Origin of the sequence: Streptomyces sp. NPDC091416 (genome assembly GCF_044756845.1) — a bacterium.
GTDB lineage: Bacteria > Actinomycetota > Actinomycetes > Streptomycetales > Streptomycetaceae > Streptomyces.
Genome location: NZ_JBIVTU010000013.1, coordinates 94,127 through 108,763, shown reverse-complemented (window position 1 = coordinate 108,763; position 14,637 = coordinate 94,127). Strand labels below are relative to the sequence as shown.

Here is a 14,637-nt window from a genome sequence, read left to right as displayed (position 1 = left end):
GCGGTGCAAGGATTCCGTTAAGGATTTCGTGGCCTTTCCCGCCAGGTGCAGGAGATTGCGGGGCCACGGGGGTGGTGCGTGGGCCGCGCCCATACGGAACCCTTACGATCCTCAGCGTGTCCAAACTGACCGACGTGCCCAAACGGATCCTGATCGGCCGGGCCCTGCGCAGCGACAAACTGGGGGAGACGCTCCTCCCCAAGCGCATCGCCCTTCCCGTCTTCGCATCCGACCCGCTGTCCTCGGTGGCGTACGCCCCCGGAGAAGTCCTCCTGGTGCTGTCCATCGCGGGCGTGTCGGCGTACCACTTCAGCCCGTGGATCGCGGTCGCCGTCGTGGTCCTGATGTTCACCGTCGTCGCCTCCTACCGGCAGAACGTGCACGCGTACCCGAGCGGCGGCGGCGACTACGAGGTCGCCAACACCAACCTCGGCCCGAAGGCCGGACTGACCGTGGCCAGCGCCCTGCTGGTCGACTACGTCCTGACCGTCGCGGTGTCCATCGCCTCCGGGGTGGAGAACCTCGGCTCCGCGATCCCGTTCGTCGTCGAGCACAAGACGCCGTGCGCCATCGCCGCCATCGTGCTGCTGACCGTGATGAACCTGCGCGGAGTCAAGGAGTCCGGCAAACTCTTCGCCATCCCCACCTACCTCTTCGTGGCCGGCGTCTTCATCATGATCGCGTGGGGCGCGTTCCGCGGACTGGTCCTCGGCGACACCATGCACGCCCCGACCTCCGACTACACGATCAAGGCCGAACACGGGGGCCTGGCCGGATTCGCGCTGGTCTTCCTGCTGCTGCGGGCTTTCTCCTCGGGCTGTGCGGCCCTGACCGGCGTCGAGGCCATCAGCAACGGTGTCCCGGCCTTCCGCAAGCCGAAGAGCAAGAACGCCGCCACCACGCTCGCGATGATGGGCCTGCTGGCCGTCACCATGTTCTGCGGCATCATCGGGCTCGCCATGGCCACCGACGTCAAGATGGCAGAGAACCCGGCGAAGGACCTGATCAACAACGGGACCCCGGTCGGCTCGTCCTTCGTCCAGGACCCGGTGATCTCCCAGGTCGCTGCCGCGGTCTTCGGCGACGGCACGTTCTTCTTCGTGATCCTCGCCGCGGCCACCGCCCTCGTCCTCTTCCTCGCCGCCAACACGGCGTACAACGGCTTCCCGCTGCTCGGCTCGATCCTGGCCCAGGACCGCTACCTGCCCCGCCAGCTGCACACCCGCGGCGACCGGCTCGCCTTCTCCAACGGCATCGTGCTGCTGGCCGGGGCCGCGATCCTGCTGGTCTGGATCTACGGCGCCGACTCGACCCGGCTGATCCAGCTCTACATCGTCGGCGTGTTCGTCTCCTTCACCCTCAGCCAGACCGGCATGGTCCGGCACTGGAACCGGCACCTGCGCTCCGAGAAGGATCCGCTCAAGCGCCGCCACATGATCCGCTCCCGGGCGATCAACACCTTCGGGGCCTTCTTCACCGGACTGGTGCTCGTCGTCGTCCTCGCCACCAAGTTCACCCATGGCGCCTGGGTCGCGCTGCTCGGCATGGTGATCTTCTACGGCACGATGACCGCGATCCGTAAGCACTACGACCGGGTCGCCGAGGAGATCGCCGCCGACGAGACCCCGTCCGACGAGACGGTCCGCCCCTCCCGGGTCCACTCGATCGTCCTGGTCTCCAAGCTGCACCGTCCCACCCTGCGCGCCCTCGCGTACGCGAAGCTGATCCGCACGGACCACCTGGAGGCGCTCTCCATCAGCGTGGACCCGGCCGAGACCAAGGCGCTCAAGGAGGACTGGGAGCGGCGCGGCATCAACGTCCCGCTGAAGATCCTCGACTCGCCCTACCGCGAGGTGACCCGCCCGGTCATCGAGTACGTCAAGGGCCTGCGCCGGGAGAGCCCGCGCGACGTCGTGAGCGTCTACATCCCGGAGTACGTCGTCGGTCATTGGTACGAGCACCTGCTCCACAACCAGAGCGCCCTGCGCCTCAAGGGCCGGCTGCTCTTCACTCCCGGCGTGATGGTCACCTCCGTCCCGTACCAGCTGGAGTCCTCCGAGGCGGCCAAGAAGCGGGCCCGCAGGCGCGCGGACTGGAACGCCCCCGGCTCGGTGCGACGCGGCCCGGTGGAGCGCAGGCACAAGGAACCGACGAACAAGAGCTGACGCACCGCCGCGGCTCCTGCTCACGGCTCTTGGTCAGCGGCCGGACGACACCCACGTAGACTCGTAGGTTGTTGTCCGGCCGTTCGCCGTTCCCCCCTTGATCTCTGGAGTCCTCCCCTCATGCAGAACGAATCCACTTCGCCGCAGACCGGGGAGTCGCAGACCGGGGAACCGCTGTCCGGGGACTCGCTCGTGGGGCAGGAGTACGAGGTCGAGGTCGGCCCGGTCGCCCACGGCGGCCACTGCATCGCCCGCACCGACGAGGGCCAGGTCCTGTTCGTACGCCACACCCTGCCCGGCGAGAAGGTCGTCGCCAGGGTCACCGACGGCGCCACCGACTCCCGCTTCCTGCGCGCCGACGCCGTACGGATCATCGAGGAGTCCAAGGACCGGGTGAAGGCCCCGTGCCCGTTCGCCGGCCCGGGCAAGTGCGGCGGCTGCGACTGGCAGCACGCCAAGCCGGGCGCCCAGCGCCGGCTCAAGGGCGAAGTGATCGCCGAGCAGCTCCAGCGCCTCGCGGGCCTCACCCCCGAGGAGGCGGGCTGGGACGGCACCGTCATGCCGGCCGAGGGCGACAAGCTCCCGCCGGGCGAGGTGCCCGCCTGGCGCACCCGCGTCCAGTACGCCATCGACGCGGACGGCCGCGTCGGCCTGCGCAAGCACCGCTCGCACGACATCGAGATCATCGACCAGTGCATGATCGCCGCGCCCGGCGTCACCGAGCTCGGCATCGAGAAGCAGGACTGGCCCCAGATGGCCACGGTCGAGGCCATCGCCGCCACCGGCTCCCACGACCGCCAGGTCATCCTCACCCCGCGCGAGGGCGGCCGCCTCCCGCTGGTCGAGCTCGACAAGCCCGTCTCGGTCCTGCGCGTCGACGAGCGCGACGGCGGAGTGCACCGCGTCCACGGCCGCGGATTCGTCCGCGAACGCGCCGACGACCGCACGTACCGCGTCGGCTCCGGCGGCTTCTGGCAGGTCCACCCGCAGGCCGCGGACACCCTGGTCCGCGCGGTCATGCAGGGCCTGCTGCCCCGCAAGAACGACACGGCGCTCGACCTCTACTGCGGCGTCGGCCTCTTCGCCGGCGCCATCGGCCAGCGCATCGGCGAGAAGGGCGCGGTGCTCGGCATCGAGTCCGGCAAGCGCGCGGTCGAGGACGCCCGCCACAACCTCAAGGACCTGGACCGGGTCCGCATCGAGCACGGCAAGGTCGACCAGGTCCTGCCCCGCACGGGCATCACCGAGTGCGACCTGATCGTCCTGGACCCGCCGCGCGCGGGCGCCGGCAAGGCCACGGTGAAGCAGCTGGCCGCCCTGGGCGCACGCAGGATCGCGTACGTGGCGTGCGACCCGGCGGCACTGGCGCGGGACCTGGCGTACTTCGCGGAGGGCGGGTACAAGGTGCGGACACTGAGGGCGTTCGACCTGTTCCCGATGACCCATCATGTCGAGTGCGTCGCGATCCTTGAGCCTGTCGCAAAGGGTGTCTGACCTGCGGTTTCGCCGAGTGTGCATTATGTGCGCTGTGGGCGTTACGGGCGATATCTTGACGCATATTCGACGCACGGTGGGCCCTTCTGACGCACGTTTGACGCACGTTCTGATGAGGTGCCAGATGCCCGTTTCTGCAGGTGACGGTGTGGCGAGTACGGCTTGAGGGGGCTCCCTCTTTACCGCCTCTTGGTGAAGCCGTGCTCGATATGGCCTGATCTGAGGCTCAGTAGGAACGGGGCCCGTAAGGGCTCCAGTGGCCGAGGAAAGGCTTGAGGTCGTCGCCGCTGGGCTTGGGTGGGGAGGGCAGCTTCGGCGCTGCGGCGGACTCGGTGAGGTGCTGGAGCCGGGCGTCCGCGAAGGCGAGCCACGCCTCGATCTCTGTCCTTTCCTGTCCGGGTGGCAGCGATGTGGCGTGGTCGCGTACCGCTGTGACGTATTCGGTCAGGCGCTTGGACTGGTGCCAGGCGTCTGCCTGTTCTCCGAGGTGTTTGACGCGATAGGCATGGGCGTATGCGGTGCGCGCTTCCTCCATGGCGGTTTCCCAGCGCCTCTGCTGGGCTTCCCTGGCCTGCTGGTCTGCAAGGCGTTTGTGTTCTGCGGCTTTGCCGCGGAGGTCGACTTCTTGTGCGATTTCGGCGAGTTGGTCTTCTAGTGGCCGGTCGGGGACATCGGCCCATTCGCTCGCACGGTGCGGGCTGCCGCCGCGGAGGATGAAGCGCAGGCGGTTTGAGGGGGTGTAGTCGAAGCGGGCGATGCGCATCCATGAGTGCTTCTTGGCGTCGGCGAGTTCCTTGTCGGTGGGGATGTGTTCGCTGCGGTCCTGTTCTTGAAGGACGAGGAATCCGACGCTTTCGCCTTGGGCGGTGATGGTGAAGTGCGGTGGTGCGCTGCGGCGACGGCGGGGTGGGGGAGCGCCTTGCGTGGTTCCGAGTGCTGCCTTATGGCCTTGTGGTTCGGTGGCGATGATGAGGGCCTGGATGATGCGTAGTGCTCGGCCTTGGATGGGTTTGGTGAGCCCCATGGGCTGTGGTCGTTGTTGGAGGGCGGCCACGAGGGAGTGGGGTTTGGTGAGTCTGGCCGGAACGGGAAGCGGGGTGAGTTCGGTGAGGCGCCAGGCGGGGATGTCGACGAGTTTGATTTCGTAGCCGCGATGGGTGCGGTATGCGTAGAGCTCTTGTGTGCGCGGGATCTTGCCGGACTTGCGGGCGGTGTTCACCCGTGATGTCCAATTCACTGCGTGTGGGCCGGTTTCGATGGGCTTGATGAGGCAGCCGTCGTTCGCGGCCAGGTCTTCGAGGAGTTGGTCTGTGTAGTTCGTACGGGCCCTGGGTGCGGTCTTGGGGCGTGGCGGTGCCGGTTTGCGGCTGGGCTGTGCGGGTGGTGCAGTGTTCTGCTCGACTGGGCAGATGCCGCGCTCGGTGAGATGCTGCCGCCCTTTGTCGGTGAGGTTGGCACTCCAATGCCCGCGGCGTTTGGTGATTTTGATGAGTCCGCGGTTCTGCAGTGCCTGAGCGCTGACCTTGAACGTGCTGTCCGGCCAGACTCCGTCGGGACACCCCTGGCCCACCCAGTCGAGCACGGTCTGCTGCCGCTCGTTGAGGTCCCCGTGCATGTCGTCCTCCCGCGGTTCCCCGGGCATGCTGCCCCAGAGGCAATGCCCGTCGCTTCCGCAGGAATTCCGGGGAGCATGGGAGGATCTTCGTTCGAATGAGACGTGCCGCAAGGGCTGTTTACAGCGAGAACAGTTCTTCCTGGTAGTGCTCGACGATGTCGCGGCGCGGATAGAACAGGCCGAGCAGCATGAACGTCTTGGGTCGCTTGGCCAGGTTGCCGACGAAGCAGTGGACAACGTGATCGGGGGCGAACATCCGGGTGAACCAGCGCTCCCGCAGCTTGTCCTCCACACCCTGCTGCCCGTACTGGCGCAGGAACTTGCGGTAGGACTCGCCGGCCTCCCAGTCCCTGAGGGCCATGTCGTGACCGGTGCAGTCGGCGTCGGCGCAGCGGAAGCGGTAGCGGAACTCCAGTGGCACCCATTCCAGTTGGCGCAGGTCCTGGTCGAGGAGGTCCATCTGATCGGCCAGGGCGGCCTTGGGAACAGGCCAGGGCTTGGCGGGCTCGAGGCGGAAGTCGACGGTGTGCACCGCTGGGCGGAACAGGCCGAGGGACGTGCCGTGCTTTTCCTGGTCGCGCTTGATGGCGCACAGCGACGGGGCGATCAGCGGTCGGAGGATCGAGTAGCGCTCGCGCCAGCCGTCGTCCGTACCGATCCTGTCGATGACCTTGAGGGTGTCCGGGTTCGGCCGCAAGCTCTCGGGCCGGCGGTCCTGGTGGTGGCGGCGCACGTCGACTTCGACGATCGCATACTTGGCGAACTGGCTCTCCTGCTCAAGGAGCCGGAAGGGCACAGGGAAGAGGCGGACGTGCTCGGGCGCGCCCCGGTCGAGGCGTATGCCGGCCACGCAGCTGGTCTCGCGGTACTTCGTGGACAGCTCCGGATACGTCTTGACCGTGATCAGTATTCGCGCGCGTTCCCACGCTCCTGCCATACCCCACCCCCAGGTCCACCGCGTCTGGACCAGATTGGAAACGAGGCGGTTGGTACGCGCAAGAGTGCCGCCGCGTCGGGGAGTTGAAGTCAGGCCAAGGGGCTGACGGGTAGTGACGTGCGCTTGCGCAGCGTCTCCAGGACGACGTGGCGGTGACAGCGCAGCTGGTCCTTCTCGAAGCACAGCACGGCGACCCGCTTCTGAGCTGCGTGATCTGCGAGTTCATCGAGGTCGGCCTGGGCCGCGTCGGAGCGCAGCAGGCTGCGGAAACGCGCGCGGCCCTCGCTGATCCGCCCCTCCCAGAACGGGGCCCGGTTGTCTTTCGGATTCCCCAGGTTGCGTAGGTGGATGTAGGTGACGCCGGCCTCGTCGAGCGCATGGGAGAGGCGGGTCTTACTGAAGCCGGCCTTGCGGCTGATCGGCGTTAGGCGTACGTCGGCAACCATGCTGATCTGGGCATCAAGCAAGGAAGCGACGAAGGACTCGATGTCGCGGCCCTCATATCCGGCGGACCACAGCCCGGGATCTGCCGCCTGGGCCTGGTGGAATAGGTCGTCGAGCGAAACATCGAGGGCGTCGGCGAGAGCGCCGACAGTGAAGAAACCTGGCTGAATTGGCCCCCCGCCTTCCAGCCGTTTCACAGTCGCGAGCTGAATGCCGGCTTCCTTCGCCAGGCGTTCAGGAGTCCAAGCGCGTTCCTCACGCAGTGCCCGGACGCTTGCGGCCAGCATCCGGTTCGGTGTCCGTGGGGGAGGAGCTAAGGGGTGTTCGGCCATGGACCGGGATCCTAACTTCCGCCGGAATCACAAAGCTAGTTGCCCGCTCCGGGCGGCGCATGTCGTTCGCGTGAGCGGATACGGCAGGTCGAGGTGGCTTCAACCTGGCTGCTCGTGTCCGCGCGCGGAAGGCAGGGCTGCGCAAATCGGCGTGGCGGGAAGAGCAGTCGACCGAGGTCTTCGCGGAGCCGCTCTTTGACCGGACGTTAAGTCCGCCAGCGTGGTGCCGTCGGCGAGATGGTCGCGGAAGCCGGTCAGCACGCTGTCGTGGAGGAACTCGGCATTGACACCCGTGGCAGCGGAAAGTCGGCTGCAGCCGCGTCAGACGACTCTCTGCAGGGAGGGTGGTATATGTATTTATAGTCCCATTGGTGAATCGGTCATCTAGGCGCGTTCGAGCGACGGCGCCGAGACCCGAACGCACCGGATTTGCATGGGGCGCCCGGTGGGCCGATATCCGCCCGTAGCGGCGCGGGCCGCCAGTCATGACGGAAGCCTGTCCGGAAGGAAGCCGAGATGTCCCGTACATCCGATCCGCTACTGGAATCGGTGATGACTCCGGAGCTGATCGCCGACGGCTTGGAGTGCGACGCCTACCACCTCGGTCTTTCCGCGTTCCTTTGGGGCTACCCGCTCGTGCGGATGGAGCGTGTCTGCCGTGAATACACAGACGTTCCCGAGCCGCTGCCGGCTTCGAGTTACCGCGCACCGCTCAACCGGATCGGGTGGGCCACCCGTCTGGCGACACCGGCCTCGCGCGACATGCCCACGGCCAACTACGACACGCTCTACATGAGCGCCGTCGTGGATCTGGATCGGCCCTGCGTGTTCACGGTTCCCGACGTCGGCGACCGCTACTACGTGGTGAACGTGTTCAACATGTACCAAGAGCTGCAGCACTACATCGGACGCCGCACCACCGGCACGAAGCCGGGGCGGTACGTGATCGTGCCTCCGCACTGGACGGGCGATGTGCCGTCCGATGCGGTCCGCCTGGACGTGACCACCGGGCGGGTCTGGTTGTGGGGCCGGTTCCACGTGCGTGATGGCGAGGACCTCATGCTTGTCCACGACCTGCAGAAGCGGTTCACCCTCGATGCCGCGTCGACACCCGAGACCCGCTTGCCGGCACTCCCGGACATCGAGGGCGACGAGTTGGGCTTTTTCACGCACCTCGGCGCTGCCATGCGGGAGAACCCCATCTACCCCGCCGATGCCGCCCTGGTCGCCCAGTACGAGCGCATCGGCCTGACCACCGACGGCTTCCAGCCGGACCGGCTTACCGACCGCCAGCGCCACGCCCTGGTCAGAGCACTCAACGACGGCCCCGCCGCCGCTCAAGCCGGATTTGCCTCCACCGCGCAGAACCGCAACGGCTGGACCTGGGTCCCGGGCATGGACGCGTTCGGATTCGACTACCCCCGCCGTGCCGTGGTCGCGGGCCCTTACCTGGGTGGGAACGGCGAGCGGGAAGCCGTGTATCCCGGTGGTTTCACCGACGACCACGGCCGCCCCCTCACCGGCGAGCATGCCTACCGCGTGCGCTTCGCGGGCAGTCCGCCGGTCGACGCCTTCTGGTCCCTCACCCTTTACCGTGCCGCCGACAAGATGCTGGTCGAGAACGAGTTGGACCGGTACAAGATCGGATCCGACACTTCCGGTCTCGTCCACGGCTCCGACGGCACCCTCGACATCGTCATCCAGCATGCGCGGCCTGCCGCCGGCACTGCCAACTGGCTGCCGGCACCGGCCGAACCCTTCTACCTCATCCTGCGCCTGTACCAGCCGACCGAAGCCGCCTTCGACGGGACCTGGCCCTTGCCGTCCATCACCCGCGTCGGCCGACCGACGCCGTAGCACGGCATCCGCGGGACGGCTCGGTACCAGGCACCTCTCTCGGTCTGCGTGGATATTGCGGCGGCGGGACCGCGCGAGTCGCCGCACAGGGGCGAACTCGAACGTTGTCGCCCCGGTCACCGGCGGCGTGCGCCCCGTCATGACGCTGTGGCCGCGACATCGCGGACATCAGGTGCCGGGAGACCGTGCGGGGCTCCCGGCACCTGCCTTCCCTGGCAGTGAACAACTGCTTGATGGATCCGCGTACGGTCGAACTCCTGGGGGGTCTGGAGGACGAGGGCGCACACCGAGCCGGACTCCGCGGCATCCCCCTGGGTGAGCGCCACGGTTGGCGGGGCGAGGCCGGGAAGCGGTCACCATCGACGTCGGCGCATCGTCGACGTCGCGCCCTGCGGTGCAACAGGCCGGTCGGGCATGCCGATCCCGCGGAACCGGCATGTGGGCGCTTCCGGAGCGACCACCGGCCCGAGATCTCCCCGTCGTCAACCGTGCGACCCGGACGGACGAATCCGGACCTCGATGCCCCACCGCTGTCTGCGGACCGCTCCAGAGCTCATCGGGCAGGGACCGACAGTCGCGGTCGTCAGGCCGTTGACCCAGTGGCGAACTCCGTTTAGCTTTCTGAACGGGTCACTTTTTATTGGACTACCTGTATGAATTCGTTCAGCCTGTGGGTCGACGCCGGTCGACCCGGGTGCTGTCGTGATTCCACCAGGTCGCCTCCCGTATCGCCTTCGCTTTGCCCTCGAGCCGCAGGAGAGCCCCATGCCCATGCCACAGCCCCCCCAGGTCTCACCACCGAAGGGTGCGAGGGTGCCACCACCGGACGAGGCGGGCACTCGACGTCGTGCCTGGTTGATCGCCGCGCTGATCGTGACGTTCATGCTGATCAATTACGCGGACAAGGCAGTGCTGGGGCTGGCCGCCGTGCCGATCATGGATGAGCTGCAGCTGAGCAACAGCGCGTACGGGCTGATAGCGAGTTCGTTCGCCGTACTGTTCAGCCTGTCGGGGTTTCTCGCGGGGTTCTTCTCCTCGCGGATCTCGAGCAGGGTCATGCTGTTCGTGATGGCCTTGCTGTGGGCCGTGGCGCAGGTGCCGGTGCTGCTGGTCGCCTCGGTTCCGGCACTGGTGGCCGGGCGGGTGCTGTTGGGGGCGGCCGAAGGGCCCGCGACGCCTATGTCGATGCACGCCCTGTACAAGTGGTTCCCCGAGGGGCGTCGCGGGCTGCCGTCGGCGCTGCAGATCAGTGGTGCGGCGCTCGGGACGTTGATCGCGGCGCCGGTGCTGACTGGGCTGATCACGGGCTTCGGCTGGCGCTCGGCCTTCGCCGCGCTCGCGGTGACGAGTGTGGTGTGGAGCCTGGTGTGGTGGAAGCTGGGGCACGACGGACCCTACGACCAGAGCACGGTGCCCGAGCGCGACGCACAGGGCGATCCCGCTCCTCGGCCGGAGGCGGGGGTGCGGGCGGAGACCGGCAGGTTGCCGTACCGCAAGCTTCTGACGACGGGCACGATGCTCGGCAGCATGGTGGGTGCGTTCGGCGGTTCTTGGGCCAACGCCCTCAGTCAGGCGTGGCTGCCGACGTACCTGCGTACGGAGTTGGGGATGGCGCCTGGCCGGGCGGCGACGATGATCAGCGTGGTGGCGGGCCTCGGCTTCGTGCTGCTGCTGGCCGTGTCACCGGTGGTGGACGCGCTGAACCGGCGCGGGGTGTCGATGCGTTGGTCGAGCGGTGCGCTGCAGGGGGCGGCGGTCACCGTGGCGGGTCTGGCCATGGCGGCCGTCCCGCTCGTCGATGCGCGGGGAGCGACGCTGGTCCTGGTCGCGGTGGCGTTCAGCGTCTTCGCCCTGGTCTTCCCGCTGCACTACGTGACGGCGGCCGCGGTGGTGCCGCCGTCACAGCGTGGCGCGGTGTTCGGCATCGTCGCGGGCACGGGAACGCTGCCGATCCTGATCGCGCCGTATCTGACCGGGCACTTCCTGGATGCGGCGTCCTCGCGCAGCGCCGGGTACCTGCATGCCTTCCTCGCGTCGGGGGCGGTGATGCTGGTGTGCGGGATCTTCGCGATGGTGACCGTTCGGCCCGAGCGGGACGCGCGACGTCTCGGGCTCACCCCGGCCGCTCCCGCGCCGACGCAGGCAACGGCGCACTGAGGCGGTGACGGCGCCGGCTCTCAGGCCGGCGCCTCGAACCCGGTGGCCCAGTAGCGTCCGTGCAGGGCCAGGTCGAGCAGCATGCGCACGACCTCCTCGGCGGGCAGGGACGGCGAGTCCTGCTCGGCCCACCAGCGCAGCACCGCGGTCTGCTCGCCCACCCAGACGCGGGCCAACAGTTCGGGGTCGATGCGAGGCTTCACGTCGTTGCGCTCGGCCCGCGCCCGGAACTCGTCGGCGGTGATGCGCGCACAGGTGTCGGTGAACATCTGCAGCGGTTTGCCGTCGCCCTCCCCCCGCAGCACGATCCGGTACAGGTCACGTTCCTCGCGGGCGTGGCGGAGCATTTCCAGGACCGGCTTGCCGGTGAATCCGGTGCTGCTGCCGGCGATGGTGTGGGTCAGCCGTGTCACCAGCTCGTCGAGCAGGTCGGTGGTCACCCGCGCGAACAGCTCCTCCTTGCTGCGGAAGTGGGCGTAGAACGTCGCCCGGGCCACGTCCGCGCGCTCGGTGATGTCCTCCACGGTGAGCGCGGCGAAACCGCGCTCCAGCACGAGCTCCACCAGTGCGCCGCCCAGCAGCCGGCGTGAGCGTCTCGTGCGCCTGTCCTCGGCCATGCCTGCCCCTCCTCGACTCCCGCGGTTCCGTGCGCATCAGTCTATGAGATCTTGACAGCGAACACGTTAATGAACAGTCTGTCTGTAACTGGTCCGCGTGGATGGATTGTGATCGAGGTCGCCGACGCCACGCACTCACCCGACGCCGTCCCCTCCCCGAGCTGGCTGGAGTGAAACCCCTGTGAATCTGGGCATCTACCTGACGCGCAGCGCCCGTTACTGGCCCGAGGCTCCTGCCCTCGTCTGCCAGGACCGCCGTTGGAGCTACCCCGAACTGGAACGGTCGACGAACCGCCTCGCCTCCGCCCTCGTCTCGCGCGGCCTGTGCCCCGGCGACGCCGTGGCCTCCCTGGCCTGGAACCGCGGTGAACTGGTCGAGGTCGAATTCGCCCTGTACAAGGCCGGGCTGACGCGCGCCCCCATCAACGCGCGCCTCGGACGCGGCGAGATCGAACACATCCTGCGTTACGCCCCGGTACGCGTCCTGGTGTACGACGCCGCGCACCGCGAGGACGCCCTCGCGGCCATAGCCGCCGCCGGTACGGACTGCATCCCCGTCGCGCTCGACGAGCCGCAGGCCACGGGACCGGGCGAGATCAGCTACGAGGATCTGTTGGCCGAGGGAGGCGAGGGGGCCGGGGTGCCGGTCCGCGTAGAGGTCGACCAGGACCAGCCCTGTGTCCTCAACTTCACCTCCGGCTCCACCGGATCCCTCAAGGCCGCCGTGCAGACGGTCGGCAACCGCTTGGCCAACATGCGCAAGCAGTTGATGGTCGAGGAGTCCCGACCCCGGCCCGGCACCCGCTACCTGGCCTGCGGCCCCATCACCCACGCCACAGGAATGCCCCTGCTCGCCTGCGTGTTCAGCGGCGCCACCACGCACATCCTGCCCGCCTGGAACCCGCAGACCTTCTTCGAGACAGTGGAGAAGGAGCGGATCACCGCAACGTTCCTGGTCCCCGCCATGCTCAACACGCTGCTCGCCCACCCGGGCGCGGCCGACCACGACGTGTCGTCGCTGACAAACCTGCGGGTCGGCGGCGCCCCCATCTCCCCCCAGAGGCTGCGCGACGCGGTTGAGTTCTTCGGCCCGGTCGTTGCCCAGGGATACGGGCTCGGCGAGACGACCAGCATCATCGCCAGCCTGTCCAGCAGGGACGTCGCACGCGGGGTGCGCGAGGACCCCGAGCTGCTGCAGTCCTGCGGCCGTGCGGTCTTCGACACCGAGATCCGCATCGTCGACGAGAAGGGCCAGGAACTGGCCCCCGGCGAGATCGGTGAACTCGTCGTACGAGGACCGGACTGCGTGGGCGGGTACTGGAAGGCGCCTGAGCTGTCAGCGGAAGCCTTCCGCGACGGCTGGGTGCTCACCGGCGACCTCGGGTGGATGCGTGAGGACGGCTACCTCTTCCTCGTCGACCGCAAGAAGGACATGATCATCTCCGGCGGCTTCAACATCTACTGCACCGAGGTCGAGGCCGCCCTCTACGAGCACCCCGCCGTCCAGGAGACCTGCGTCGTCGGCGTGCCCGACGAGAAGTGGGGCGAGGCCGTCAAGGCGGTCGTCGTGACACACGCCGGCCAGGACGTCACCGCGGAGCAGCTGATCGACTTCTGCGCCGAGCGACTGGACCGCTTCAAGAAGCCGCGCTCGGTCGACTTCGTGGCCGCGCTGCCCACCAACCGCAACGGCAAGGTCGACCGCAAGGCCGTGCGTGAGCCGTTCTGGGGCGGTACCGCCCGCCGCGTCAACTGACCTCGCTCCACCGACTTCTGGAGTTCCTGTGACCTTCTCCCTGCACCCCTCCTACGACGATCCCCGGACCGCCGAACTCGTCGGCCGGCTGCGTGACTACCTCGGCGGCGAGCTTGCCGACTACGAACGTGAGCACGGCCTGACCGACAGCAGCCGCCTGACCCGCGCCGACCTGGAACCGGTCTGGCGCCGCAGCATCGAACTCGGCTTCTACGGCATCCACCTGCCCAAGGAACACGGCGGCCAGGACCTGACCTTCTCGCAGCTCGCCGCCCTCAAGGAGGAACTCGGAGCGAGCGGACGCGTCCTGTCGCACAGCGTGCTCGGCGACATGGGCGGCCCCCTGCGCGCCGGCGACATCCTCAAGCACGCCACCCAGCATCAGCTGGACACCTACCTGCTGCCGCTGATCCGCGGCGAGCGGGCATGCTGCTTCTCCCTCACCGAGACCGACGCCGGCTCCGACGTCCGCTCCATGCGGACGGTCGCCGTACCCGACGGCGACGGCTACCGGCTGACCGGACACAAGGTGTTCTCCTCCGCCGGCCCCTTCGCCGACTTCGCGATCGTCGTCGCGCGCATGGCCGGCACCGGAGAGGCGGAAGGCGACAAGCCGTCCTTCTCGGCCTTCCTCGTCGACCTCGACAGCCCCGGCTGCCGAGTCGAGGACGGAGTGACCCCGATGTCCGGCGAACACATCGAGAGCGACATCGTCCTGGACGACTGCTACGTCCCGGCCGCCAACCTCATGGGCGCCGAGGGCGACGGCATGCGCATCGCACTGGGCCGCGTCACCACCAACCGGCTGCTGCACTGCCCCACCATCCTCGGCCTCACCCGCCGCGCCCTCGACCTGACACTCCAGCGCGCCCGCACCCGCAAGGTCGCCGGCGGCCGCCCCCTCATCTCGCTGCAAGCCATCCAGCACAAGCTCGCCGGCATGGCCACCGACTTCTACGCCGCCCGGTCCATGACGTACGCGGCACTCAAGGCGCTCGACGAGGGCCGGGACGTCCGTACGGAAGCCTTCATGTGCAAGCTGTTCGTCGCCGAGTCCTGCTTCCGCATCCTCGACGAGGCCGTGCAGATCCACGGCAAGGAGGGGCTCACCCAGGGCAACGAGGTCGAGTTCATGTTCCGAAAGGTCCGTATGTTCCGTGTCCTGACCGGCACGTCCGAGATCCAGCGCAACGGCATCGCCAAGATGCTCGCGGCCGGTGCCTGAGCCCCGTTCACCCCGGCATCCGCATCCTGAAAGGCCCG

General features: G+C 68.2%; 10 protein-coding genes. 6 read left to right on the top strand and 4 right to left on the bottom strand.

What is annotated here, in order from left to right; genetic code table 11:
• The first annotated feature begins 116 nt into the window (after positions 1-116).
• Together ACIQMX_RS32095 and ACIQMX_RS32090 are read left to right on the top strand one after the other, a co-directional pair.
• Positions 117-2,165 carry an APC family permease gene (locus tag ACIQMX_RS32095; protein WP_363076821.1) on the top strand — a complete coding sequence of 683 codons (2,049 nt, stop codon included), beginning with the start codon at positions 117-119 and terminating at the stop codon, positions 2,163-2,165.
• A gap of 120 nt (positions 2,166-2,285) precedes the next feature.
• On the top strand, positions 2,286-3,659 hold the full coding sequence (locus tag ACIQMX_RS32090) for a class I SAM-dependent RNA methyltransferase (protein ID WP_402483386.1): 1,374 nt from the start codon (positions 2,286-2,288) through the stop codon (positions 3,657-3,659).
• A gap of 226 nt (positions 3,660-3,885) precedes the next feature.
• Here ACIQMX_RS32090 and ACIQMX_RS32085 read toward each other — a convergent pair whose 3' ends face one another.
• The 3 genes from ACIQMX_RS32085 to ACIQMX_RS32075 form a co-directional block, all read right to left on the bottom strand.
• On the bottom strand, positions 3,886-5,274 hold the full coding sequence (locus tag ACIQMX_RS32085; protein ID WP_402483383.1) for a hypothetical protein: 1,389 nt from the start codon (positions 5,272-5,274) through the stop codon (positions 3,886-3,888).
• Positions 5,275-5,392: 118 nt separating this feature from the next.
• A complete protein-coding gene (locus tag ACIQMX_RS32080) occupies positions 5,393-6,211 on the bottom strand; it encodes a hypothetical protein (protein ID WP_402483380.1) in 819 nt (272 codons plus the stop codon).
• 89 nt (positions 6,212-6,300) lie between these two features.
• The gene (locus tag ACIQMX_RS32075) at positions 6,301-6,987 is read right to left on the bottom strand and encodes a DUF488 family protein (RefSeq protein WP_402483377.1); all 687 of its coding nucleotides are present in this window, start codon (positions 6,985-6,987) and stop codon (positions 6,301-6,303) included.
• Between the two features lie 516 nt (positions 6,988-7,503).
• On the opposite strand from ACIQMX_RS32075, the gene ACIQMX_RS32070 reads away from it, so the two are divergent.
• A complete protein-coding gene (locus ACIQMX_RS32070; protein WP_402483374.1) occupies positions 7,504-8,844 on the top strand; it encodes a DUF1254 domain-containing protein in 1,341 nt (446 codons plus the stop codon).
• An 855-nt stretch (positions 8,845-9,699) separates the two neighbouring features.
• Positions 9,700-11,001, top strand: a complete 1,302-nt coding sequence (locus ACIQMX_RS32065) for an MFS transporter (RefSeq protein WP_402483371.1) — start codon at positions 9,700-9,702, stop codon at positions 10,999-11,001.
• 20 nt (positions 11,002-11,021) lie between these two features.
• On the opposite strand, the gene ACIQMX_RS32060 is transcribed toward ACIQMX_RS32065, so the two are convergent.
• Entirely contained in the window at positions 11,022-11,618 is a 597-nt protein-coding gene (locus ACIQMX_RS32060; protein WP_402483368.1) for a TetR/AcrR family transcriptional regulator, read from the bottom strand.
• A gap of 181 nt (positions 11,619-11,799) precedes the next feature.
• On the opposite strand from ACIQMX_RS32060, the gene ACIQMX_RS32055 reads away from it, so the two are divergent.
• Both ACIQMX_RS32055 and ACIQMX_RS32050 read left to right on the top strand, forming a co-directional pair.
• Positions 11,800-13,374, top strand: a complete 1,575-nt coding sequence (locus ACIQMX_RS32055) for a class I adenylate-forming enzyme family protein (protein ID WP_402483365.1) — start codon at positions 11,800-11,802, stop codon at positions 13,372-13,374.
• Positions 13,375-13,402: 28 nt separating this feature from the next.
• Positions 13,403-14,599: an acyl-CoA dehydrogenase family protein gene (locus tag ACIQMX_RS32050; RefSeq protein WP_402483362.1), complete on the top strand. Its 1,197-nt coding sequence runs from the start codon at positions 13,403-13,405 to the stop codon at positions 14,597-14,599.
• Positions 14,600-14,637 lie beyond the last annotated feature (38 nt).